This window comes from Azonexus hydrophilus, from assembly GCF_001956855.1.
Taxonomy (GTDB): Bacteria; Pseudomonadota; Gammaproteobacteria; order Burkholderiales; family Rhodocyclaceae; genus Azonexus; species Azonexus hydrophilus_A.
The window spans coordinates 224,852-248,756 of record NZ_MTHD01000003.1; the positions used below are offsets into that span (position 1 = coordinate 224,852).

At 62.4% G+C, this 23,905-nt stretch carries 22 protein-coding genes; 19 read left to right on the forward strand and 3 right to left on the reverse strand.

What is annotated here, in order from left to right; genetic code table 11:
- Positions 1 to 35 precede the first annotated feature (35 nt).
- From BJN45_RS09785 to aroG, 5 genes are all read left to right on the forward strand, one after another.
- The gene (locus BJN45_RS09785) at positions 36 to 3,920 is read left to right on the forward strand and encodes a YhdP family protein (RefSeq protein ID WP_083651179.1); all 3,885 of its coding nucleotides are present in this window, start codon (positions 36 to 38) and stop codon (positions 3,918 to 3,920) included.
- Positions 3,917 to 4,729: a carbon-nitrogen hydrolase family protein gene (locus BJN45_RS09790; protein WP_076094689.1), complete on the forward strand. Its 813-nt coding sequence runs from the start codon at positions 3,917 to 3,919 to the stop codon at positions 4,727 to 4,729. Before BJN45_RS09785 ends, BJN45_RS09790 begins: the two co-directional genes overlap by 4 nt.
- A gap of 9 nt (positions 4,730 to 4,738) precedes the next feature.
- Complete coding sequence (gene tldD / locus BJN45_RS09795) at positions 4,739 to 6,184, forward strand: metalloprotease TldD (protein WP_076094691.1); 1,446 nt, start codon at positions 4,739 to 4,741, stop codon at positions 6,182 to 6,184.
- Positions 6,185 to 6,214: 30 nt separating this feature from the next.
- A complete protein-coding gene (locus tag BJN45_RS09800) occupies positions 6,215 to 6,832 on the forward strand; it encodes a c-type cytochrome (protein WP_076094693.1) in 618 nt (205 codons plus the stop codon).
- Between the two features lie 82 nt (positions 6,833 to 6,914).
- Complete coding sequence (aroG, locus tag BJN45_RS09805) at positions 6,915 to 8,006, forward strand: 3-deoxy-7-phosphoheptulonate synthase AroG (protein ID WP_076095255.1); 1,092 nt, start codon at positions 6,915 to 6,917, stop codon at positions 8,004 to 8,006.
- Position 8,007: 1 nt separating this feature from the next.
- Here aroG and BJN45_RS09810 read toward each other — a convergent pair whose 3' ends face one another.
- Together BJN45_RS09810 and BJN45_RS18165 are read right to left on the reverse strand one after the other, a co-directional pair.
- The gene (locus tag BJN45_RS09810) at positions 8,008 to 9,162 is read right to left on the reverse strand and encodes a patatin-like phospholipase family protein (protein ID WP_076094695.1); all 1,155 of its coding nucleotides are present in this window, start codon (positions 9,160 to 9,162) and stop codon (positions 8,008 to 8,010) included.
- A complete protein-coding gene (locus tag BJN45_RS18165; RefSeq protein WP_276205212.1) occupies positions 9,159 to 9,281 on the reverse strand; it encodes a hypothetical protein in 123 nt (40 codons plus the stop codon). Before BJN45_RS18165 ends, BJN45_RS09810 begins: the two co-directional genes overlap by 4 nt.
- On the opposite strand from BJN45_RS18165, the gene BJN45_RS09815 reads away from it, so the two are divergent.
- A complete protein-coding gene (locus BJN45_RS09815) occupies positions 9,280 to 10,110 on the forward strand; it encodes a radical SAM protein (protein ID WP_076094698.1) in 831 nt (276 codons plus the stop codon). The genes BJN45_RS18165 and BJN45_RS09815 overlap by 2 nt on opposite strands.
- Before the next feature lie 45 nt (positions 10,111 to 10,155).
- Here the strand turns inward: BJN45_RS09815 and BJN45_RS09820 are convergent, their stop codons facing one another.
- On the reverse strand, positions 10,156 to 10,461 hold the full coding sequence (locus BJN45_RS09820) for a helix-turn-helix domain-containing protein (protein ID WP_076094700.1): 306 nt from the start codon (positions 10,459 to 10,461) through the stop codon (positions 10,156 to 10,158).
- A gap of 277 nt (positions 10,462 to 10,738) precedes the next feature.
- Here BJN45_RS09820 and BJN45_RS09825 point away from each other — a divergent pair, with 277 nt between their 5' ends.
- From BJN45_RS09825 to BJN45_RS09885, 13 genes are all read left to right on the forward strand, one after another.
- Complete coding sequence (locus tag BJN45_RS09825) at positions 10,739 to 11,185, forward strand: CBS domain-containing protein (RefSeq protein ID WP_076094702.1); 447 nt, start codon at positions 10,739 to 10,741, stop codon at positions 11,183 to 11,185.
- Between the two features lie 65 nt (positions 11,186 to 11,250).
- Positions 11,251 to 12,351 carry a chorismate synthase gene (aroC, locus tag BJN45_RS09830; RefSeq protein WP_076094704.1) on the forward strand — a complete coding sequence of 367 codons (1,101 nt, stop codon included), beginning with the start codon at positions 11,251 to 11,253 and terminating at the stop codon, positions 12,349 to 12,351.
- 53 nt (positions 12,352 to 12,404) lie between these two features.
- Positions 12,405 to 12,668 carry a YdcH family protein gene (locus tag BJN45_RS09835; RefSeq protein WP_076094706.1) on the forward strand — a complete coding sequence of 88 codons (264 nt, stop codon included), beginning with the start codon at positions 12,405 to 12,407 and terminating at the stop codon, positions 12,666 to 12,668.
- Between the two features lie 40 nt (positions 12,669 to 12,708).
- A complete protein-coding gene (locus BJN45_RS09840; RefSeq protein ID WP_076094708.1) occupies positions 12,709 to 13,887 on the forward strand; it encodes an MFS transporter in 1,179 nt (392 codons plus the stop codon).
- A 31-nt stretch (positions 13,888 to 13,918) separates the two neighbouring features.
- Positions 13,919 to 15,325, forward strand: coding sequence for a 3-isopropylmalate dehydratase large subunit (gene leuC, locus BJN45_RS09845; protein ID WP_076094710.1), 1,407 nt, complete (start codon positions 13,919 to 13,921; stop codon positions 15,323 to 15,325).
- Positions 15,326 to 15,335: 10 nt separating this feature from the next.
- On the forward strand, positions 15,336 to 15,551 hold the full coding sequence (locus BJN45_RS09850) for an entericidin EcnAB (RefSeq protein ID WP_076094712.1): 216 nt from the start codon (positions 15,336 to 15,338) through the stop codon (positions 15,549 to 15,551).
- Positions 15,551 to 16,189, forward strand: coding sequence for a 3-isopropylmalate dehydratase small subunit (gene leuD / locus BJN45_RS09855; protein WP_076094714.1), 639 nt, complete (start codon positions 15,551 to 15,553; stop codon positions 16,187 to 16,189). Before BJN45_RS09850 ends, leuD begins: the two co-directional genes overlap by 1 nt.
- 12 nt (positions 16,190 to 16,201) lie before the next feature.
- Positions 16,202 to 17,257: a 3-isopropylmalate dehydrogenase gene (gene leuB / locus BJN45_RS09860; RefSeq protein WP_076094716.1), complete on the forward strand. Its 1,056-nt coding sequence runs from the start codon at positions 16,202 to 16,204 to the stop codon at positions 17,255 to 17,257.
- 52 nt (positions 17,258 to 17,309) lie between these two features.
- Positions 17,310 to 18,443: an aspartate-semialdehyde dehydrogenase gene (gene asd, locus BJN45_RS09865; protein WP_076094718.1), complete on the forward strand. Its 1,134-nt coding sequence runs from the start codon at positions 17,310 to 17,312 to the stop codon at positions 18,441 to 18,443.
- Between the two features lie 339 nt (positions 18,444 to 18,782).
- Complete coding sequence (locus tag BJN45_RS09870) at positions 18,783 to 21,743, forward strand: FimV/HubP family polar landmark protein (protein WP_170873067.1); 2,961 nt, start codon at positions 18,783 to 18,785, stop codon at positions 21,741 to 21,743.
- A 64-nt stretch (positions 21,744 to 21,807) separates the two neighbouring features.
- Positions 21,808 to 22,398 (forward strand): CbiQ family ECF transporter T component, encoded by a 591-nt coding sequence (locus BJN45_RS09875; protein ID WP_170873068.1) that lies wholly within the window; start codon positions 21,808 to 21,810, stop codon positions 22,396 to 22,398.
- Entirely contained in the window at positions 22,395 to 23,183 is a 789-nt protein-coding gene (truA, locus tag BJN45_RS09880; protein ID WP_076094723.1) for a tRNA pseudouridine(38-40) synthase TruA, read from the forward strand. Before BJN45_RS09875 ends, truA begins: the two co-directional genes overlap by 4 nt.
- Entirely contained in the window at positions 23,180 to 23,815 is a 636-nt protein-coding gene (locus BJN45_RS09885; RefSeq protein ID WP_076094724.1) for a phosphoribosylanthranilate isomerase, read from the forward strand. The genes truA and BJN45_RS09885 overlap by 4 nt, the downstream gene beginning before the upstream one ends.
- Positions 23,816 to 23,905 lie beyond the last annotated feature (90 nt).

Consider the following 23,905-nt stretch of genomic DNA (forward strand, 5'->3'; position numbering starts at 1 on the left):
GACCTCAGACCGTATCTGGCAAAGCGACGCGACGCTTGAGTAATCCGTCCGGCCACCATTCCCCCGAAATTTCCCAGGAAGTTCACCGGGCCCTTTACTACCGGCTGCATGGCTTGCGCGCCCTGCTGGGCCGGCCTTTTGTCGCCTCCGCATTGCGTTTTGCCGGCTGGGCCGCATTCGCCGGCTGGCTGCTTTTTGTCGCGCTGGTGCTGGTGTTGCGTTTTGCCATGTTGCCGGCGATTGCCGACTACCGCGACGAGATCGAGACGGCGGCGAGCAAGGCGATTGGCCAGGAAGTGCGGATCGGGCGCATCGAGGCCTACTGGCGTGGCCTGAATCCGGAGCTGGTGCTGGATGATATTTCCCTGCTCGATGCCGCCGGACAGCCCGCGTTCACGTTGTCCCGGGTCGATGCCGTGCTTTCGTGGCACAGCCTGTGGCGCCTGCGCCCGGTGCTGGCGCTGCTGTCCTTCGAGCAGCCGGTGCTGCACATCCGGCGCGGTACCGACGGGCGCTTCAGCATCGCCGGCATGCGTTCAAGCGATGACAGCGACCCGGCTTTCAGCGAATGGGTACTGGAGCAGAAGCGCATCCGCATTCACGATGCCACCATTGTCTGGGAAGACGAACTCCGGCAGGCGCCGCCGCTGATTCTCGAAGATCTGCAATTGGCGCTGGACAACAGCGGCCGGCGGCATCGCTTCGGGCTGTCGGCTGTGCCGCCGGCCGAACTGGCGGCGCGTATCGAATTGCGTGGCGAAGTGCACGGCGATCTGAACGACGCACTCGACAGTTTTTCCGGCCAACTCTATGTCGAACTGGACTACGCCGATCTTGCCGGCTGGAAGCCCTGGATCGATTACCCGGTCGATCTGCCGCGCGGTCGTGGTGCGCTGCGCCTGTGGGGTGATCTCGAGGACGGCGCCGGGCGTCTGACCACCGATCTGGCGCTGGAGGCACTGCGCATCCGCCTTGGCGACAAGTTGCCGGCGCTCGATCTGACCAGCCTGCGCGGCCGTCTCAGCGGTGAGTACAAGGCCGATGCCTGGACGCTGGCAGCACGTCAGCTCGAATTGCTGACCACTGACGGCATTCGCCTGGTGCCGACTGATTTCCAGCTGGACTGGCGGCAGGCGGATGCTGCGGTCAACGGCAATGTCCGGGCAAATCTGCTCGATCTCGACGTGCTCGCCCGGCTGGCCGCCCATCTGCCGCTCGATGCGCGCAGCCGGCAGTTGCTGCAGGCCTACGCGCCGCAGGGACAGATTGCCGAGCTGAAAGCCAGTTGGGGTCTGCAGGGTGAAGCGCTGTCACGTTATGCCCTGGCGGCGAAATTTTCCGGGCTTGGTGTCCGGGCCGAAAGTTATTTTCCCGGCGCCAGCGGCCTGGCCGGCAGCATCGACCTGAGCGAGAAGGGCGGGCGCCTGCTGATCGATGCCGGCGCGTCGGGTCTGTCGCTGCCCGCCGTCTTTCCCGAGCCGGACATCGCCTTCGATGCGCTCAAGGCCAGCATCGGCTGGACCAGCAGCAGTGAAGGTGTCGACATCGCGATCGAACGTGTCGGCTTTTCCGGCCCCGATGCCACCGGTCAGGCGCACGGCAGCTATCGCTATACCGGTGACGGCCCGGGCGTGATCGACTTGCAGGCGAGCATCGAGCGGGCCAACGGCAATGCCGTCTGGCGCTACATGCCGCACGCCGTGAATGCCGACGCACGGGACTGGCTGAGGCGCGGCATCACCGGCGGCACGGCGCATGAAGGAAAACTGGTGCTCAAGGGCAACCTGCGCGATTTTCCCTTCCGCGACCCGTCGACCGGAAAATTTCTGGTCACCGCCAAGGCGCGCGACGCCCGGGTGGATTATGCCGCCGGCTGGCCGACCATCGAGGGGATCGCCGCCGACATGAGTTTTGACTACGGCATGCGGATCAAGGCCAGCGCCGGTACCATCCTGGGCGCCAGCATCAAGGATGTGTCGGTGGTCATTCCCGATTTCGACGTCAATGACGAAATGTTGCTGGTGCGTGGTGCTGCCGAAGGGCCGACCGGCGAATTCCTGAGTTTCATCGAGCGCAGCCCGGTGGCCGAGACGATCGATCACTTCACCGAAGGCATGCGCGCAGTCGGCAACGGCCGGCTTGACCTGGAACTGGATATCCCGCTGCGTCGTCCGCTGGAAACGCGGATGCGCGGCAATTACCATTTCCGCGACAACCAGCTGCACCTGGTGGACGGTCTGCCGATGATCGCCCAGGTCAACGGCCGGCTTGATCTGACCGACACCTCGGTGGCCGCCAGCGACATCACCGGTCGTGGTTTTGGCGGGCCCTTGCGGGTCAAGGTCGGCAGTGCCGGCGGCAAGGTTGCCGTCACGGCGACCGGGACGGCCAGCATTGCCGAAGTCAGCCGGCATTTCGGCTGGCCGCTGGTCAATCATCTGACCGGTTCGACGCCGTGGAAGGCCGATATCGCCATCCAGAAACGCAATGCTGATGTTGTCGTGACCTCCGATCTCCTCGGCATCACTTCGCCCTTGCCTGACGTGCTCAACAAGTCAGCGACCAGCCGCCTGCCGTTGCGGGTGGAACGTTCGGCCCCGGCGGCCGGTACGGAGCAGTACCGGATCACGCTGGGCAACGTGGCGCGCGGGCTGGTCCTGCGGCGCGACGGCAAGTGGTCGCAAGGCGTGTTTGCCGTCGGCGATGCGGATGCAAGCCTGCCGGACAAGGGGCTGGTCGTCCGGGTCGCGATGCCGCGCATCGACGCCGATGCCTGGCGCAACTATCTGCCGGGTGAGGCGCAGGGGGCGCCGGGCGTGGCGGCCGAAAGCGATGGCCTGGCGCTGACCCAGGTCCAGTTGAAGACACCGGTGCTGCATCTGTTCGGTCGCGACTATAGCGAGGTCGAGGTGGTCCTGGCACCGCAGGCCGCCGACTGGCAGATTGCGCTGAAAACGCGCGAGGCCGATGGTGAGTTGTTGTGGCGTGGCGCCGACGACGGCTGGATCGAGGGGCGCTTCCGGCGTCTGCATCTGACGCAGGCCGCTGCCGCCGGTCAGGCTTCGAGTTCGGTGATCGACAGTCTGCCGGGGATGAGCCTGGTGGTTGATGATCTGTGGCTGGACAAGAAGGCACTGGGGCGCCTCGAATTGCGGGCGCGCAACCTGCGGGGTTCCTGGTTGCTGGAGAAGCTGAATCTGCGCAATTCCGATGGCGAGTTGTCCGGCAGCGGCCGCTGGACGCGCGGGGCACGGCAGCGCACCGATCTGGATTTCGAACTGCTTGCCAGGGACAGCGGCAAGTTGCTGACGCGGCTCGGCTACGATGACGCGGTGCGTCAGGGGAAAGCCCGGCTGGCCGGCAGTTTGCGCTGGAACGGACCGTTGACCGAAATCCACTACCCGTCGCTGACGGGGGAACTGGCGGTCAAAGCGGAAAAGGGCCAGTTCAACAAACTGGAACCCGGCGTCGGTCGCCTGCTTGGCCTGATTTCGCTGCAGTCGCTGCCACGTCGGCTGACGCTGGATTTTCGTGACCTGTTCAGTGACGGCCTGGCCTTCGACAGCATCGAAGGCAAACTGTCGGTTGAAGGTGGAATCATGAAGACGCTTTCCGGTCTCACCATCAATGGTCCGGCGGTGCAGGTGGTGATCGACGGTCAGACCGATCTGCAGCAGGAAACTCAGGATCTGATGGTCGCCGTCCGTCCGGAGGTCAGCAGCCTGGCCATCGGCGCGGCGGCCCTGGTCAATCCGGTGGCCGGTGCGGCGGCCTTGGTCGCCAACACGGTTCTGAAGAGTCCGCTGAACCAGATTTTCAGCTACCGCTATCATGTGACCGGCAGCTGGGCCGACCCGATGGTCGCCAAGGCCGGGAAAGACGAAGAAAAGCCGCCGCAAGACAAGGATGGAGCGAAATGACGAACAAGCAGAACTGCCGCATGGCGGCATTGCAGATGGTGTCCGGACCGCGGGTCGCCGACAACCTCGCGGAAGCCGGGCGGCTGGTTGCCGAGGCCGTCGATCAGGGGGCCCAGCTGGTTGTCCTGCCTGAATATTTCCCCATCATCGGCGCCGCCGATGCCGATCGGGTGCGTGCCCGCGAAACCTTTGGCAACGGCCCGGTTCAGGACTGGCTGGCGGCTACGGCGGCACGCCACGACGTCTGGCTGGTCGCCGGGTCGATTCCGCTGGCTACTGCCATGCCGCACCAGATGCGCAACAGCTGCCTGGTCTTCAACGACGGTGGTGATTGCGTTGCCCGCTACGACAAGATCCACCTGTTCGGTTTCAGGAAGGGTGAGGAATCGTACGACGAAGCTGCCTTCATCGAGCCCGGCGATGTGCCGGTCGCCGTCGATACGCCGTTTGGCCGGATTGCGCTGTCGATCTGCTACGACCTGCGTTTTCCCGAACTTTACCGCTCGCTGGCGCCGGTCGATCTGATCCTGGTGCCGGCCGCCTTCACCGAAACGACTGGTCGGGCACACTGGGAAATCCTGCTGCGCGCCCGCGCCATCGAGAACCAGTGCTACCTGCTCGCGGTTGGTCAGGGTGGCAGGCATGAAAACGGGCGCCTGACGCACGGCAACAGCATGATCGTCGATCCCTGGGGGGAAATCCTCGACCGCAAGCTGAAGGGGCCGGGCGTCGTCATCGCCGATCTTGACCATCAACGCATTGCCGAAATTCGCGAGAGCCTGCCGGCGCTCGCCCACAGAAAACTCTAAGGACGTTCCATGACCCCATCTGGCGCACTGGCGCAAGCCGAATCCCTGTTGCTGGCCCCCTTCTCGCTGAGCGAGCGCGACCTGTCGCGGATCTTCGGCCAGATCATGACGCACCAGGTCGATTACGCCGACCTCTATTTCCAGTATTCGCGCTCCGAAGCCTGGAGCCTGGACGAGGGCATCGTCAAATCCGGCAGCTTCAACATCGATCAGGGTGTTGGTGTACGCGCTATCTCCGGCGAGAAGACTGCCTTCGCCTATTCCGACGACATCAGTGCCCAGGCGCTGGGCGATGCCGCCGCCGCCGTGCGCGCCATCGCCGCCGTCGGCCAGAACGGCATTTTGCCGGCTTTGCAGGCGTCGACCGCAACACGCGCGTTGTACCTGCCGAACGATCCGCTGGCGTCGCTGCCGGCCGATGCCAAGGTCCGGCTGCTGGAGCGTTTCGAAGGCTTCGCCCGGGCCATCGATCCGCGCGTGCTGCAGGTCAATGCGTCGCTGGCCGGCGAGTATGAAGTGATCCTGGTCGCCGGTTCCGACGGCCGTCTGGCTGCTGACATCCGGCCGCTGGTGCGCTGTTCGATCTCGGTCATCGTCGAGGAAAACGGCAAGCGCGAGCAGGGCGCTTCGGGTGGCGGCGGTCGTTTCGATTTCGCCTACTTCACCGACGAGGTACTGCAGCGCTACGCCAGCGAAGCCGTCCATCAGGCCGTCACCAACCTCCACGCCGAAGCCGCACCGGCCGGTCAGATGACCGTCGTGCTCGGCGCCGGCTGGCCCGGCATCCTGCTGCACGAAGCGGTCGGGCACGGGCTGGAAGGCGATTTCAACCGTAAAGGCAGCTCGGCATTCTCCGGGCGGATCGGCGAGCGCGTCGCCGCCAAGGGCGTCACCGTCATCGACGACGGCACGATCAGCGACCGGCGCGGTTCGCTGAACATTGACGACGAAGGCAATCCGACCCAGCGCAACGTGCTGATCGAGGACGGCATTCTCAAGGGCTACATGCAGGACAGCCTGAACGCCCGCCTGAGCGGTGTCGCGCCGACCGGCAACGGCCGCCGCGAATCGTTCGCCCACCTGCCGCTGCCGCGCATGACCAACACCATGATGCTGGCCGGCGAGCACGATCCGCAGGAAATCATCCAGTCGGTGAAGAAGGGCATCTACGCCGCCAATTTCGGTGGCGGCCAGGTCGACATCACCAGCGGCAAGTTCGTCTTCTCGATGAGCGAGGCTTACCTGATCGAGGACGGCAAGGTGACGCGACCGATCAAGGGGGCGACGCTGATCGGCAACGGCCCGGACGCGCTGACCCGGGTGTCGATGATCGGCAACGACCTGAAACTCGATCCCGGTGTCGGGACCTGCGGCAAGGAAGGGCAGAGCGTGCCGGTCGGCGTCGGTCAACCCACCTTGCGTATCGATGGACTGACGGTGGGCGGAACGGCATAATTCCATATTGCTAATTTTCGGAGCCAAGTCATGCGCGCTTTCCTGTTTCTGGCCGGTCTTCTGGCAAGTACCCAGGTGTTTGCCCAGTCGGTCGCCCATGAGCGCATGAAGGCCTTGCAGGCCGACCCGGTGACCTTGCAGGCAGCGGTCGATGCCGGCAGGAAGGCCAGCTTTTTCTGCGCCAATTGTCATGGCGAAGGCGGCGTTGCCAAGACCAGCGATGTCCCCAATCTGGCCGGCCAGCATCCGGCCTACCTGCTCGAACAGATCCGCAAGTTCGGCGCCGGCGAGCGCAAGGACCAGTTCATGCAGGGGCTGATCAAGGTGCTGAATGACGAGGAGCGCGCACAGATCGCGTTGTATTACGCCAGCGTCAAGGTTCCGCCGTCGAAGGCGGATGCCGCCCAGGTCGCCCACGGCAAGGTCATGTTCGACAAGCTGTGTGCCCGTTGCCACGGTGCGAACGCGCGTGGCAACGAACTCTATCCGCGGCTGGCGGGGCAGCAGCAGCCGTATCTGAAAAAATCCATCACCCACTATCGCGACGGAACCGGGGTGCGCAACAACCAGTTGATGTCCATCGCTACGGCGCCGCTGAAGAACGAGGATATCGTTTCGCTGTCCCATTATCTGGCGCAACTGCCCTGATCGTGGCAGGCGCTGGAGCGGAATCTGCTGCCGGCTTCCGGTAGAATGACCGGTTTTCGGCAATCACTGAATGGTTCTGGACATGGCAGCGAACAGCACGGCAGCAGGTAAACCGGTCACCGACGACGTACGGATCAGGGAAATCAAGGAATTGGTGCCACCGGCCCACGTCTTTCGCGAATATCCGGCATCCAGCCGGGCTGCGCAGACCACCTATGTTGCCCGCCAGGCCATTCACCGAGTGCTGCACGGTGCCGACGACCGACTGCTGGTGGTCATCGGTCCCTGCTCGATCCATGATTACGATGCCGCGATGGAGTACGCCAGGCGTCTCGCCCGCGAGGCCGACAAGCATGCCGACGATCTCATTGTCGTCATGCGCGTCTATTTCGAAAAACCGCGGACGACGGTCGGCTGGAAAGGCCTGATCAACGATCCGCGCATGGACAACACCTTCCGCATCAACGAAGGCATCCGTCTGGCCCGGCGCATCCTGCTCGAGATCAACGAACTCGGCCTGCCTTGCGCGACTGAATTCCTCGACACGATAACGCCGCAATACACCGCCGACCTGATCGCCTGGGGCGCCATCGGCGCCCGCACCACCGAATCGCAGGTGCACCGCGAGCTGGCTTCCGGGCTGTCCTGCCCGGTCGGTTTCAAGAATGGTACCGATGGCAACATGCGTATTGCGGTCGACGCCATCCGTTCGGCAAATTCGCCGCACCATTTCCTGTCGGTGACCAAGTCCGGTCACACCGCCATCGTATCGACGATGGGCAACGAGGATTGTCACGTCATCCTGCGCGGTGGCAAGGAACCCAATTTCGATGCGCCGAGCGTTGACGCGGCCAGCCAGGAAATCGCCAAGGCTGGCCTGGCGGCGCGGCTGATGGTCGATTTCTCGCACGGCAACAGCCGCAAGCAGTACAAGCTGCAGATGGAAGTCTGCGACAGCGTTGCCGGGCAGTTGACTGCCGGTGAGGAACGCATCATGGGCGTCATGGTCGAGTCGCATCTGGTCGAAGGCCGTCAGGACCTGTCGCCGGACCAGCCCCTGACCTATGGTCAGAGCGTCACCGATGCCTGCATCAACTGGGACGACAGCCTGCTCGTTCTCGAACGCCTGGCCGCCGCCGTGCGTGCCCGGCGTCTGGCGGAAGCCGTCAAGTAAGCTAGAGTTTCAGGAAATCGCCGACTTCGCTGGAACGTGCCAGCGTGTCGGCGTAGCCGAGATCGATCAGCTTGCGCGTGAACGGCTTTTCGAACAGCAGGTAGCTGGTCAGCGCGCCGCCATGGCGGTTCATCGCGCCGATGCCGCCGAGCAGCAGCTTGATCGCCCACGGCAGCGCGTCCGCATGTTCGGCGGCGATCCGGTCGATGCGCTCGGAAGGCGAGATCACCAGGGTTTCGATCGGGCGCAGCTTGATGCCCGATTCCTGGCGCAACTCTTCCGGAATTGCCGAGACCGTCTTGTTGATGCGCTGGATGCGCTCGATATCTACGGCCAGTCCGTCAAGGAAGATGCTCGACAGCGCATGGCCGGCGATCTGGGCAAGCGACGGGTAGTCGTCGACCTGCGTCCGTTCGTTGCGCTCGTAGCGTCGTGGTGCGCCGACGACAAGCAGGCGTTCGGCACCGAGATGAATGGCCGGCGACAGCGGCGCCACCTGGCGCATCGAACCATCGCCGAAATACTCGCGATTGATCCGGGTAGCCGGAAAAATGAACGGGATGGCGCTTGATGCCAGCAGGTGGTCGACCGACAGTTCGGTGCGCATGCCGATACGCTGGAAACGATGCCAGGGCTGCGCATCCGGATGGGCCTGAAAGAAATTGATGTTCTCGCCCGATTCGTAGCCGGAAGCCGAGATGCTGATGGCGTGCAGCGCCCCCTTGGTGATCGAACGCTCGATCCCGGCAAAGTCCATGTTCCTGCTCAGCAGTGACTGCAGTGGTGCATTGTCGAGCAGGGAACGTGGCGGCTGGCCGACCAGCCAGCCCAGCGCCAGCGCGGACAGCCAGCGGGCGCCGGAAGCGCCGACACCGAGTGGATCGGAACGATAGATGTCGGCGGCCCGCATGTTGCGCCAGAAGCTGGCCAGGATGCTGACCGCCTTGCCGAAATTGTCCGCCTGGCAAGCCAGTCCGACGGCATTGATGGCGCCGGCCGAAGTGCCGCAGATGATCGGGAAGGGGTTGTGTCGCCGTTTGCCCGACAGTTTGGCAATCGCGATCAGGACGCCGACCTGGTAAGCGGCACGGGCACCGCCGCCGGTCAGGACAAGGGCTGTCCCGACCTGTCTTTCGGCTGTCGGCGCTACTGTCATTCGTGGCGCTGCCGGTTGTTGCGGTAAGCCGCTTCCAGACGGGAAAAAGCCAGGCGGCAGGTGGTGGGCATGTCGGGAATCATTCGCCAGGACGGTGGCTGATTATACAATGCAGCCATGCTTCGAACCGACGATCACAGCCGCGACAGTGCCGGCCTCCGCTACGTTTATCCGGTCATATCCCGTCGGGCTGGTGGGGTTTCGGTCGGCATCAACCTGAATCCCAACAATGCCTGCAACTGGGCCTGCGTTTATTGCCAGGTCGAGGGGCTGACCCGGGGTGGCCCGCCGCCCATCGACCTCGTCTTGCTGGAAAGCGAGTTGACCGGATTTCTCCATGACGTTGTTGACGGCGATTTCATGCAGCGCCATGTTCCGACCGCAGCGCGCCAGCTGATGGATGTCGCCTTTTCCGGTAATGGCGAGCCGACTTCCGCGGCCGAGTTTCCTGCTGCAGTGGCCTGTGTCGGTCGTGTGCTGGCCCGTTTCGATCTTGCCCTGCCGCTGCGCCTGATCACCAATGGCAGCCTGATGCACCGTCCGGATGTCCAGGGCGGCATACGTCACCTGGCCGAACTGGGCGGCGAAGTCTGGTTCAAGATGGATCGGGCGACAAATGAAGATGTTGCTGAAATCAACGGTGTTCCCTGGTCGACCGACAAGGCAGTACGCAATCTGGCGATCTGCGCCGGACTCGCCACGACCTGGGTACAGACCTGCTGGTTCGCACTGGATGGGAAAGCGCCTTCCCCCACAGCGGTGGCGGCCTATTGTGATGCACTGCGGCCGCTGGTGTCGCAGTTGGCCGGGGTTCATCTGTACGGACTGGCGCGCCCGTCAATGCAACCTGCCGCGCCGCGCCTGACTGCGCTGCCTGCCGAGGAAATGCAGCGTTTCGCTGCCCATCTTGCCAATGAAACGGGCCTCAAGGTGATCGTCTCACCCTGAGGCCCGCTGGTGTGTTGCTGTTGTCGCCCCGTGTGGGGCAAGCAATCAGGCTGCCTTCTTGGCGTGGTTGCGTGCCGACTTCTTCAGCGACTTGAACAGTTCCGGTTCCTGTTGCTTCAGGTACTCGACCACTTCCATGTCTTCGCGCTTGATGGTCTTGATGTCGAGTTGCTCGACATGCACCAGACGCAGCAGTTCGCGAACCGGCTTCGGCATGTTGCGGCCGCTTTCGTAACGGGAGCCGCCGCTCTGGGTCACGCCAAGAGCGGACCAGAATTGTTGCTGGTTCAGGCCGAGCTTGCGGCGGATTTCACGAGCGTCGAATTTTTCGATGGTTTTGACCGATGTCATGGTTAATCTCTCCTATGCAATAAATGTATTCGTATCTGACTGTCTTAAGAGTTTATTACTTAAGTCATATGCCAAAGTCTATATGCAACTATGACGTTCGGCAAGTGGCAAAGCCATAAATTTTGTTAAAGACGCCGATAGTGTGTTTCTTTTGGCATCCGTTCTTGTTGCTGCGGAAATGACCCGGTTGAGCGTCATGTCTGCCGGGTCTTTGCGAATCCGTCGGCTTAATCTAAGATCACCCGGACAATGACAATGCTGCATCAAGGAGAGAAACATGCTGGTCAAGGAAATACTGCGCGTGAAAGGCGGTGCGCTCTACACGGCAGCGCCGGGGCAGTCGCTGGCTTCGGCCATTGCGACTATGGCTGATCTCGATGTCGGCTCGCTGGTTGTCATGGACGAAGGAAAGATGGCCGGCATCGTCACCTTCCGCGAGGTTCTCAAGGCGCTCAAGGCGGCCGGGGGCAAGGGTACTGATCTGCTGATCGGCGAGGTCATGGTGGCCAATCCGGTGATCGCCTACCCCGACATGGAGGCCAACGACCTGCGTCGCCTGATGATCGAGAAACACTCGCGCTATCTGCCGGTGGTGGAAGATGGTCAACTGCTCGGTGTGATTTCCTTCCTCGATGTGGCCAAGGCGGTGCTTGAAGAGCAAAGCCTGGAAAATGCGTTGCTGAAAAACTACATCAAGAACTGGCCCGAGGAGTCGGCTGCCTGAATCTGCAGCGGAGCGAGGCGGGGGCTGCATGATAAACTCCGCCCTCCTCAAATCGGTGTGATCTCATGTCCGGCAATACCTTTGGCACCCTGTTTACGGTTACTTCGTTCGGCGAGTCGCACGGTCCGGCGATCGGTTGTGTGGTTGATGGTTGCCCGCCTGGGCTGGCACTGAGCGAGGCCGACATCCAGGCCGAACTGGACCGGCGCAAGCCGGGTACCTCGCGTCACGTGACTCAGCGCCGGGAGCCGGATACCGTTGAAATCCTGTCCGGTGTCTTCGAGGGGCGAACCACCGGTACGCCGATCGCGTTGCTGATCCGCAATCAGGATCAGCGCAGCAAGGATTACGGCAACATCGCGACGACCTTCCGTCCCGGTCATGCCGATTACACCTATACCCAGAAATACGGTTTCCGCGACTATCGCGGCGGCGGTCGTTCGTCGGCGCGCGAAACGGCGGTGCGGGTGGCTGCCGGTGCGATCGCCCGGAAGTGGCTGCATGAACGTTATGGTGTGAGCATTCGTGGCTGGATGAGCGCTCTCGGGCCGATCGAAATCCCCTTCGTGTCGGTTGATGACATCGATGGCAACGCGTTCTTTGCGCCCAATGCCGCGATCGTTCCCGAGTTGGAAAGCTACATGGACGACCTGCGCAAGTCGCTTGATTCTGTCGGGGCGAAGATCACGGTCACGGCCAATGGTGTTCCGCCGGGCTGGGGCGAGCCGGTGTTCGATCGCCTGGATGCGGAAATTGCCTATGCAATGATGAGCATCAACGCCGTCAAGGGTGTCGAGATCGGCGCCGGGTTTGCTTCGGTTGCCCAGAAAGGCAGTGAACACGGCGATGAAATGACGCCGCAGGGCTTTGCCAGCAACCATGCAGGCGGGATTCTGGGTGGGATTTCCTCGGGCCAGGAGATCGTCGTCAACATGGCAATCAAGCCGACCTCGTCGATCGCCCAGGCGCGGCGTTCGGTCGATGTGGACGGGCAGGCGGTCGAAGTGGCGACCCAGGGCCGTCACGATCCGTGTGTCGGCATCCGGGCGACGCCGATTGCCGAGGCCATGCTGGCGCTGGTGCTGATCGATCACGCGCTGCGTCACCGGGCTCAGTGTGCTGATGTTGATTGCGCGACGCCGCGCATCCCGGGCGCGATTGCCTGATATTTTCAGCTGTCCGTCGCCTTGGCGGCAGCAAGTTTACAAGGGAGAAAAACATGCAAGTTGATCATCACGATCTGCACCACGAGTTTCCGGAGCTGAAAGACGCCATTGATGTACTGAAGGCCGGCAATACCCATTTTTCGCGGCTGTACGACAGTTATCACCGTCTTACCGGCAAGGTCGAGAATCTGGAGGAGCACGACATGCCGGTGGCTGATTTCACGCTGGAAGACATGAAGAAGCAGCGCGTCAAGCTCAAGGATGAGCTGTATCACATGCTGCTGGCCTACCGGGCCGGTCAGCAGGCTGCCAGGTAAGGTGTTGCCTGCCCGGCGGCGTCGGCGTCAGGATTTCTGAATGCATCGCCTGCCGCACTGGCGCCTGTCGGGCTATTACTTCTTTTATTTCGCCTTCATTGGTGCGTTTTCACCGTATTTCGGCCTATATCTCCAGTCGCTGAGCTTTTCTGCCTGGGATATCGGCCTGCTGATGTCGCAGATGCAGTTGATGCGTCTGTTCGGCCCCAACCTGTGGGGCTGGCTGGTCGATCGCTTCGGCCACCGTGTTGCAGTCATCCGTCTTGCCGGTGTCATCGGGTTGGCCGGTTTTCTGGCCTTTTTCTGGCTTGATCGCCTGTCCGGCATGCTGGTGGCAATGGCGGTGCTGGCGCTGTTCTGGAGCGCGGCGCTGCCGTTGGTTGAAACCCTGACCTTCGATCATCTGCGCGAGGAGCGCGGGCGTTACGGCAAGATCCGGCTGTGGGGCTCGGTCGGCTTCATCGTCGCGGTCATGGGGACTGGCGCATTGCTCGACTGGGTCGAGCCAGTCGGCGTGCTCTGGGTGTGCGTCTTCATTCTGGCCGGCATCCTCGGTTTTGCCATGGTCCTGCCGGAAGCGCCGCAACATGCCTCGAGCGCCAACGAAACGCCGATTGGCCGGATACTCCGCCAGCCCCGGGTGCTGGCGCTGATGGCGGCGTGTTTCGCCATGTCGGCGGCGCACGGCGGTTTCTACGTTTTCTATTCCATCCATCTGAGCGGCAATGGCTATGCGAAGACGGCGGTCGGCCTGCTGTGGTCGCTGGGCGTGCTCGCCGAGATCGGCGTGTTCCTGCTGATGGCGCGGATCGCCAGGCGTTACAGCTTGCGCGACATCCTGCTGGCCAGTTTTGCCGCCGCCGTGCTGCGTTTCCTGTTGATGGGCTGGATGGTCGATTCGGTGGCGGCAATGGTATTCGTCCAGTTGCTGCACGGACTGACCTTTGGTGCTTACCACGCTTCGGCAATTGCTGCGGTCAACCGGTGGTTTCCAGGGAAATCGCAAGGCCGGGGGCAGGCGCTTTACTCCAGTTTGTCGTTCGGGGCCGGTGGTCTGGTCGGTGCGCTGGTCAGCGGCTGGACCTGGGATGACTGGGGCGCCGGCTGGACTTTCTCGCTCGGTTCGGCCTTCGCCCTGGCCGGGTGGTTGCTGGTCTGGCGCTGGGTGGTGGCCGATGCTGCGGTCGAGCCGGCAAAAATGCCCGATCCTGTGCAATAATTCAAGGCTTTACCGCACACGTCCAGGTCCCATGTCGAAGACACTTTACGACAAGCTTTGGGAGAACCATGTCGTCCATCAGGAAGCGGACGGCACGGCACTCCTCTATATCGATCGCCACCTCGTACACGAAGTGACCAGCCCGCAGGCCTTCGAAGGGCTGAAACTCGCCGGCCGCAAGCTGTGGCGGGTTTCCTCGGTGGTTGCCACGGCCGATCACAATACGCCGACCGACCACTGGGAGGAGGGGATCAAGGATCCGGTTTCCCGCCAGCAGGTCGAGACGCTGGATGCCAACATCCGTGAATCCGGCGCACTCGCCTATTTCCCGTTCAAGGACCCGAAGCAGGGCATCGTCCATGTCGTCGGTCCGGAAAACGGCGCAACGCTGCCCGGCATGACCGTCGTCTGTGGCGACTCGCACACTTCGACGCACGGCGCGTTCGCCTGTCTGGCGCACGGCATCGGTACCTCCGAGGTCGAGCATGTGATGGCGACGCAGTGCCTGCTGCAGAAGAAGTCGAAGAGCATGCTGATTGCCGTCGAAGGCCGGCTTGGCAAGGGCGTTACCGCCAAGGACGTGGCGCTGGCGATCATCGGCACCATCGGCACCGCTGGCGGCAATGGCTACGCCATCGAGTTTGGTGGCAGCGCCATCCGCAGTCTGTCGATGGAAGGCCGCATGACGCTGTGCAACATGGCCATTGAAGGTGGTGCACGCATGGGTTTTGTTGCGGTCGACGACAAGACCATCGAATATCTCAAGGGTCGTCCGTTCTCGCCCAAGGGCGATGTCTGGGAGAAGGCCGTGGCCTACTGGCGCACACTGCATTCCGATGCCGGTGCCCAGTTTGACCGCGTCGTCACGCTGAAGGCCGAGGATATCCGGCCGCAGGTGACCTGGGGCACCTCGCCGGAGATGGTGGTGTCGGTTGATGCGCTTGTTCCTGATCCGGCAAGGGAAAGCGACCCGGTGAAGCGCGAAGGCATGGAGCGCGCCCTGCAGTACATGGGGTTGAATCCGAATACGCCGATCCAGAACATCGCCATCGACAAGGTATTCATCGGCTCCTGCACCAATTCACGCATCGAGGATCTGCGCGAAGCCGCTTCGGTGCTCAAAGGCCGGCACGTTGCCGCCAGCGTAAAGCTGGCGCTGGCCGTGCCGGGTTCCGGGCTGGTCAAGCGCCAGGCCGAAGCCGAAGGGCTGGACAAGGTTTTTGTTGCGGCGGGGTTTGAATGGCGTGAGCCGGGCTGTTCGATGTGTCTGGCGATGAACGCCGATCGTCTGGAACCGGGCGAGCGTTGCGCGTCGACGTCGAACCGCAACTTCGAAGGTCGGCAGGGGCCGGGCGGACGTACGCACCTGGTCAGTCCGGCGATGGCGGCAGCGGCGGCGATCGCCGGCCGTTTTGCCGACGTCCGTGACGTCCTGTGAAGGAGGCGCGATGCGTTCGATTCCGGTCCTGTTGCTGGCAATCTTCATCGTCGGGTGCAATACCGCCCAAGGCGTGAAGAAGGATGTTGCAATCGGCGCCGAGAAAACCGGCGAGGTGCTCCAGAAAAGCGGCGAAGCGGTTGGCAGCGCATTGAACAAGACAGGTGAAGTGGTCGGCGAAACCCTGAAGAAGGGTGGCGAGGCCGTGCAGAAGGTGGTGGAATAATGGATAAATTTGTTCGTCTCGAAGGCTTGGTGGCGCCACTCGATCGCAGTAATGTCGATACCGATGCGATCATTCCCAAGCAATTCCTGAAGTCGATCAAGCGCTCCGGCTTTGGCCCGAACGCCTTCGACGAATGGCGTTACATGGATGTCGGTCAGCCCGGACAGGATAATTCCGGCCGTCCGAAAAACCCGAATTTCGTGCTCAACCAGCCGCGCTACCTGGGCGCCGAGGTGTTGATCACCCGTGCCAATTTCGGTTGCGGCAGTTCGCGCGAACACGCGCCGTGGGCGCTGCTTGATTTCGGTTTCAAGGCGATCATCGCCGAAAGCTTCGCCGACATCTTCTTCAACAACTGCTTCAAGAACGGCATCCTGCCGATCGTGCTGCCGGCCGCTGAAGTCGAGGCGCTGTTCCAGCAGGTCGAGGCAACGCCCGGCTACAAGCTGGTCGTCGATCTGCCGGCGCAGGCGGTGATCCGTCCGGACGGCCATGCCATCCCGTTCCAGATCGATGCCTTCCGCAAGGAATGCCTGATCAACGGCTGGGACGACATTGGCCTGACCTTGCGTCACGCCGAAAAAATCAGGGAATTCGAGGAAAAGCGCCGGATCAGCCAGCCCTGGCTGTTTGCATAACAAGGAAAAGCGATGAAGATCTGTGTTTTGCCGGGGGACGGCATTGGTCCCGAAATCACGGCTGAGGCTGTGCGTGTTCTGAATGCCCTCGATCTCCAGTTCGAGATGGAAGAAGCGCTGCTCGGCGGTTCTGCGGTCGACGCCACTGGTGAGCCATATCCTGAAGCCACCCGCAAGCTGGCGCGTGAAGCCGACGCCGTGCTGCTCGGTGCCGTCGGCGGCCCGCAGTGGGACAGCCTGCCACGCGAGAAGCGTCCGGAGCGCGGCCTGCTCGGCATCCGCAAGGATCTGAATCTGTTCGCCAATCTGCGTCCGGCGATCCTTTACCCGGAACTGGCCAACGCGTCGACGCTGAAACCGGAAGTGGTTGCCGGCCTCGATATCCTGATCGTCCGCGAACTGACCGGCGACATCTACTTCGGCCAGCCGCGCGGCATCCGCGAGGAGAACGGCGAGCGCGTCGGCTTCAACACTATGGTCTATAGCGAATCGGAAATCCGCCGCATCGGCCACGTCGCCTTCCAGGCGGCGCAGAAGCGCAACAAGAAGCTGTGTTCGGTGGACAAGATGAACGTACTCGAGTGCACGCAGCTGTGGCGCGATGTGATGATCGAGATCGCGCACGACTACCCGGACGTCGAACTCCGCCACATGCTGGTCGACAATGCGGCGATGCAGTTGGTCAAGGCGCCGAAGCAGTTCGACGTGATGGTCACCGGCAACATGTTCGGCGACATCCTGTCCGACGAAGCGTCGATGCTGACCGGTTCGATCGGCATGCTGCCGTCGGCTTCGCTCGACGACAAGAACAAGGGCCTGTACGAGCCGTCGCATGGTTCGGCACCGGACATCGCCGGCCAGGGCGTGGCCAATCCGTTGGCCACCATCCTGTCGGCGGCGATGATGCTACGCTACACCTTTGCCCTGGAAGAGCAGGCACTGCGGGTGGAAAACGCGGTCAAAAAGGTTCTGGCCCAGGGCTATCGCACCGGCGATATCTACGAGCGCGGGACCAACAAGGTCGGTACGAAGGAAATGGGCGACGCCGTGCTGGCGGCGCTGGCGTAAACCGAAGCTGCGGTTCGCGCGTTAAACAAAGCTTGTATTCGGAGAGAAAGTCATGAAGAAGGTTGGTCTGGTCGGTTGGCGTGGCATGGTTGGTTCCGTGCTGATGCAGCGCATGGTCGAAGAGGGCGATTTCGCCCACATCGACCCGGTTTATTTTTCGACCTCCGCCGCCGGCGGCAAGGCGCCGGTCTTCGGCGGCAAGGAAGCCTCGCTGCCGCTGCAGGACGCGTCCAATATCGACGCGCTGAAGGCCTGCGAGATCATCATCACCTGCCAGGGTGGCGACTACACCAAGGAAGTCTTCGCCAAGCTGCGCGCTGCCGGCTGGAATGGTCACTGGATCGATGCCGCCTCGTCACTGCGCATGGCCGATGACGCCGTGATCATCCTCGACCCGGTCAACATGCACGTGATCAAGGACGCGCTGGCCAAGGGCGGCAAGAACTGGATCGGTGGCAACTGCACTGTTTCGCTGATGCTGATGGGCTTGGGCGGTCTGTTCCAGAACGACCTGATCGAATGGGCAACGTCGATGACCTACCAGGCGGCGTCCGGCGCCGGTGCGCAGAACATGCGCGAACTGATCAGCCAGATGGGCGTCATCCATGACTCAGTCAAGGACCTGCTGGCCGATCCGGCTTCAGCCATCCTCGATATCGACCGCAAGGTTGCCGAGACCATTCGTTCCGACGGTTTCCCGAAGAAGAACTTCCGCAATACGCCGCTCGCCGGTTCGTTGATCCCGTGGATCGACGTGCCCTACGAGAACGGTCAGTCGAAGGAAGAGTGGAAGGGCGGCGCCGAGTGCAACAAGATCCTCGGCAAGCCGGCTTTCCGCACCGCGGGTTCGATTCCCATCGACGGCCTGTGCGTGCGCATCGGCGCCATGCGCTGCCACAGCCAGGCGCTGACCATCAAGCTGAAGAAGGACGTGCCGCTGGACGAAATTTCCGACATGCTCGCCAAGGCCAACCCGTGGGCCAAGGTCGTGCCGAATGATCGCGAGATTTCCGAGCGCGAGCTGACCCCGGCTGCCGTCACCGGCACGCTGACCGTGCCGGTCGGCCGTCTGCACAAGATGGCGATGGGGCCGGAGTACCTGGCCGCCTTCACCTGCGGCGACCAGTTGCTGTGGGGCGCTGCCGAGCCGTTGCGTCGGATGCTGCGTATCCTGCTCGAGGCCTGATTGCTGGCTTTCCCAGAAAAACGGGGCTTTTGCCCCGTTTTTTATTTGTTGGGTATATGCAAAAAGGCCATAACTGAGAAGCGGGTTTAGCTTGCATTGCTAAGTCCATGATGTTAATTTGATTCTCCCAAGTTAGACGCTCAGGGCATGGCCGTGACCGAGAACAATTCTTCCAAATTCAAGAAATGTGCGCTGGCAATCGCCATCGCCTCCTGTATGTCGCTTGCGACCTCTGCCGCCGAAGCTGCCGGCTTGGGAAAACTGACGATTTTATCGAGCCTTGGTCAGCCCCTGAAGGCGGAAGTCGAGATATCCGCGACGGGTGAGGAGCTGGTTGGCATGACTGCCCGCCTAGCACCTCAGGATGTATTCAAACAGGCTGGTGTGGATTACGCATCGTCGCTTCAGGACTTGCGTTTTGCGGTCGAAAGACGGGCGAACGGTAAATCAGTTCTCAAGCTGAGTTCGGCGCGTCCGGTCAACGAGCCATTTCTTGATTTTCTGGTTGAACTGACCTGGCCGTCCGGTCGTCTGGTTCGTGAATACACCTTCCTGCTTGATCCGCCGGAGTTCGCTTCAGGTCAGGGCATGCGCAGCAGCGTTGATGCCAAGATCGTGGAAACGGTGCGGGGTGGTGGTGCCATGCCGGAGCCGCGGGTCCAGCGGCAGCCGCCAGCGCCGCAGAAGCCGCCGGTTGTCACTGCTGATGCCTCGCCAGCCAGATCTGCGGCGGAAAAGCCGGCGACCGCAGACAAGGCTGGCTCGGCAACCCGTATGGTTGAACGTGGCGACACCTTGCGCAAGATCGCAGCCGAAAGCCAATATGCAAATGTTTCGCTTGAGCAGATGCTGGTTGGCTTGTACCGGAACAACCGCGATGCCTTCATTGGTAACGACATCAATCGGCTGAAGGCCGGTGTCATCCTGAATATTCCCGATCAGGCGAGTGTCGCTGCGGTATCGGAAAAGGATGCCCGTCATGTTTATGTGGCCTCTGGCGACTTTGCCGCGTACCGACGCAAGCTCGCAGCTGCAGCGGCAACTGGTACTCGCAGCGATGCGCCGGCAACGCAGAGCGCCGGCGGTCGAATTACACCGAAAGTTGAAGAAAAAACGCCAGCCGTTGATCCTGCCAAGGATCAGGTCAAGGTTGCGCGGGCCGATGCACCTGCAGCCGCTGATGTGGAGAGGGTTGCCGCGGAGAAGGCATTGCAGGAAGCCCAGGCACGTCTGGCTTCGCTCGAGCGCAATGTCGGCGAGTTGCAGAAGCTGCTGGAAATGAAGAACCAGCGCCTGGCCGAACTTGAGAAGCCGGTTGCCCCTGTTCCTGAAGTCAAGCCGCCAGAAGTGCCTGCCCAGCAGGCAGCCCCCGAAGGTGGTGCACGTATTGTCGATGCCCAGGTACCCGCTGCCGCGGCAGAAGCTACGGTTTCGCCGTTACCTGCAACGCCGCAGGAGGCGCCTGTCATCGAGAAGAAGCCCCCTGTGCCGCCGCCAGTGGTAGCCGACGTACCACTGCCAGAAGAGCCTGGGCTGCTTGATTCCCTGATGGAAAATCCCCTGCCGCTGGCTGGCGGGGCTGCGGCCATTGCGTTGTTGACAGGCTTGCTGCTGTATCGCCGGCGCAAGGTCGACAACTCATCGATGCAGACCACGGCAGCACCTTCGCCTTCGAGTCTTGGTCCCAATTCAGTCTTCCGGATGACCGGTGGGCAGAGCGTGGATACTGGCAGTACGCCGCCGCATACCGGCGAGTTCAGTCAGGCCGGACCGGGGACGATCGATACGGACGAAGTTGACCCGGTCGCAGAAGCCGATGTGTACATGGCGTATGGGCGGGATGCCCAAGCGGAAGAAATCCTTCTTGAAGCAATGCAGAAGGACCCGAATCGCCTTGCCATTCATGCCAAACTTCTGGAGATTTACGCCAATCGGCGCAGCCTGAAGCAGTTCGAGACGCTGGCGGGGGAACTTTACGCGCAGACCGCTGGCCTGGGACCCGAATGGGAAAAAGTCGCAGCACTTGGTGCTGAAATTGATCCGGAGAATCCCCTGTACGGTGGAGTTTCACAGGCAGCAAAGCCGGTTCAGGCCAGGGCATTCGATCCCGATGCGACCCTGGTGGTCAAGCCGGGGCAGGTCGCAGCATCGGCTGCTGCGGGCTTGATGGTCGGTGATCTCGCCGAGCCTTTCCCCGTCGCTGCAGCTGTTGCCGAAGATGAGCTTGTCAGCCTTGTATCCGGGGCGCCGGATGAACCGGTTGATGAGCCATCGCCACTCGGCGATACGCAGATTCGCGAGACGCCAATCCTTGATCAAGTGCCTAGCGAAGATGAGCAGCTTCAGGTCGATGATGGAATGAGTCTGGACTTCGATCTGGGTGACCCCGTTCAGCCAGCAGCCGAAATTGTCGAAGAGCCCTATGTGGATACCGTGGTGACCGCGGATAGTTCGCCGGATGCGCTAGATTTTGACCTCGGTGGCATGGCCGGGGTTGCGCCGGAACTGGCGGGGCTCGATAACGCGCCGGTGGCAGCCGACTCGTTTCAGGCGCCAGTGGCGGATCTGCCGTCGCTCGATCTGCCGGTTGCCGATGCCTTGGCCGAGCCGGATGATTTCGGTGGTCTGGATGCGACGCCGGATTTTTCGCCGGAAGGCACGTTGGTCATTTCTTCCGGTCCTGGGTTTGGTCAGTCGGTAAATACGGATTTCGAGCTTGATGACGTGCCGGCCACTGCCGGGTTTGCCGTCTCCGAAGATGTGTTGTCGGAACCAGCAGCAGAGGACGAACCGTCGATTGCCGAGGAAGTCGAGGATTTGTCGGAACTCGTTCCGGTGGAGCCGCCAGCTGCGGCCGCGCCTCTCCCGGTTGGCAAGCATGATGACGAGGATCTGGTCATGGACGCGCCAGATCTGGTCAATACCGTGGTCAACCCGGTTGCCGGCAACATTGATGATATGGATTTCGATGTCAAGCTGAGCGACTCGGTGTTCCTCGGTCAGCCGATGATGGCTTCCGAATTCGATATCGGCTCGATCAATCTCGATCTTGCCGCAGAGCCGGTGGCTGACGCGGCGCCTGCGCCAGTGGCGGATTTGCCGGAGCCCAAGGCTGCGCCTGCAGCTGAAGTGCATGATGCCCAGTGGGAAGAGGTCAATACCAAACTCGATCTGGCCAAGGCCTACGAAGAAATGGGTGATCTCGAAGGCGCTCGCGAGTTGCTGCAGGAAGTGCTTGGTGAAGGTTCTGCCGATCTCGTTGCAGAAGCCGAGACGATACTTGGTCGTTTAGGCGGGTAAAATCGCATTCCTGCGAATGGCAAACGGCCCCGCGCGGGGCCGTTTGTGTTTCTGGAGCCATTTTTTGCATCCTTCTGCTGCTCTTGCCCTGTGGTTCGCCGCCGTTGTTGCCGTCCAGTACCTTGACTATCCGGGGCTGGCCGTTGTCGCCATCGTGCTGCTGGCTGTCCCCGGCGTGCTTCGCCCGTGGCTGGGATTTGTCCGGCGTGCCCGCTGGCTGCTGCTGACGCTGTGGTTGATCCTGGCCTACAACACTCCCGGCGAAGCCTATGCGGACTTGGCCTGGGCGCCGACCTACGAAGGGCTGGCCGAAGCCAGTCTGCATGCGGTCCGGCTCGTCGTCATGCTGGGCTGTCTGGCCTGGCTGTTCGCCCGTCTCGGCCGGGCTGGCCTGCTGGCCGGGTTGTGGGGTCTGTTGCGGCCGTGTCGGCGTCTGGGGCTGGATAGCGAACGCTTGGTGGTTCGCCTGTCGCTGGTCCTGGAGAATCTGCAGCGCGAGCAGGAAAAGGGTGCCTGGCGGCGCGTGCTGGCGGCGGCGCCGGACTTTGAACAGGGGCCGGAGGTCGTGCATCTGACGGTGGCTGCCTGGCAGGGGCGGGACACTCTGCTGCTTGCCCTGTCCCTCTGTTGCTTGATTGCTGTGGTGATATCTTGAGAGTTGCGCTAGGCGTCGAATACTTCGGCTCACCGTTCCGCGGCTGGCAAAGCCAGACCGGTGGCGGCACCGTGCAGGACGTACTGGAAGCGGCACTGGCGCAGATTGCCGGTCAGCCGGTGGCGACCCTGTGCGCTGGCCGCACCGATGCCGGCGTGCATGCGATCCAGCAGGTCGTGCATTTCGATGCGCCGGTGGCGCGGCCGCTGACGGCCTGGGTGCGCGGTGTCAATTCGCATCTGCCGGATGGTGTGGCGGTACGCTGGGCGCAGCCGGTCGGCGACGAATTTCATGCCCGTTTCAGCGCCCACGGCCGGCGTTACCGCTACCTGCTGCTCAACCGGCCGCAACGGCCAGGTCTGTGGCAGGGGCGGGTGGGCTGGTTTCATCTGCCGCTGAATCTGGCGGCAATGCAGGACGCTTGCTGTCGACTGCCCGGCGAACATGATTTCTCCGCCTTCCGTGCCGCGCAATGCCAGGCAAAATCGCCGGTAAAGCTGATGACTGCTGCCTCGGTGCGCCAGTGCGGGGCGATGTTCATTTTCGATTTCGCCGCCTCGGCCTTTCTGCATCATATGGTGCGCAACCTGGTCGGTACGCTGGTGCATGTCGGCAAGGGCGCGCAGTCGCCGGAGTGGGTCGATGCGCTGCTGCAGATGCGCGACCGCACGCAGGCGGCGCCGACCTTTTCGCCGGACGGCTTGTACTTCCGTGGTCCGGTTTATGAAGCGCACTGGGGCCTGCCCGAGCCGGCCGATGATTTTCTCGATGGAATGCTGACATGAAAACCCGCATCAAGATCTGCGGCCTGACCCGCGAAGCCGATGTCGACGCTGCCGTCGAGGCCGGTGCCGACGCCGTTGGCTTCGTCTTCTACCCGCCCAGCCCTCGTTACGTGACGCCGGAGCGGGCCGCCGAACTGGCGCGCCGGGTGCCGCCCTTTGTCGATGTCGTCGGCCTGTTCGTCAATGCTTCGGCCGAGGAAATCGCGGCGGCCTGCGCGACGGTGCCGCTCAACCTGCTGCAATTCCATGGCGACGAGACGCCGGCGTTCTGCCGCAGCTTCGCCAGACCCTGGCTGCGCGCGGCACGCGTGAGGCCGGGGCTCGATCTGGTAGAATTCGCGTGCTCGTATTCCGATGCGCGCGGTTTGTTGCTCGATGCTTTTGTCGAAGGCTACGGCGGCGGCGGTCACGTTTTCGACTGGACGCTGATTCCGGCGGGTTTGCCGGGGCATCTGGTGCTCTCCGGCGGGCTGCACGCAGACAATGTCGGCGACGCGATCCGTCGGGTGCGACCGGCGGCGGTCGATGTCTCGTCGGGGGTCGAAGCGGGCAAGGGCATCAAGGATCACGAGAAGGTCGCCGCTTTTGTTGCTGCCGTGCGGGCAGCCGATGCGGCGATTGGCGGAGTTTAGGAAAGTTATGCGGAAATCGGTGGGCGGTATCACCCGAACCTGTTGGCGGCGTCATCTGGCGAACCATCCCTGAGACGGGACGGCTGCATT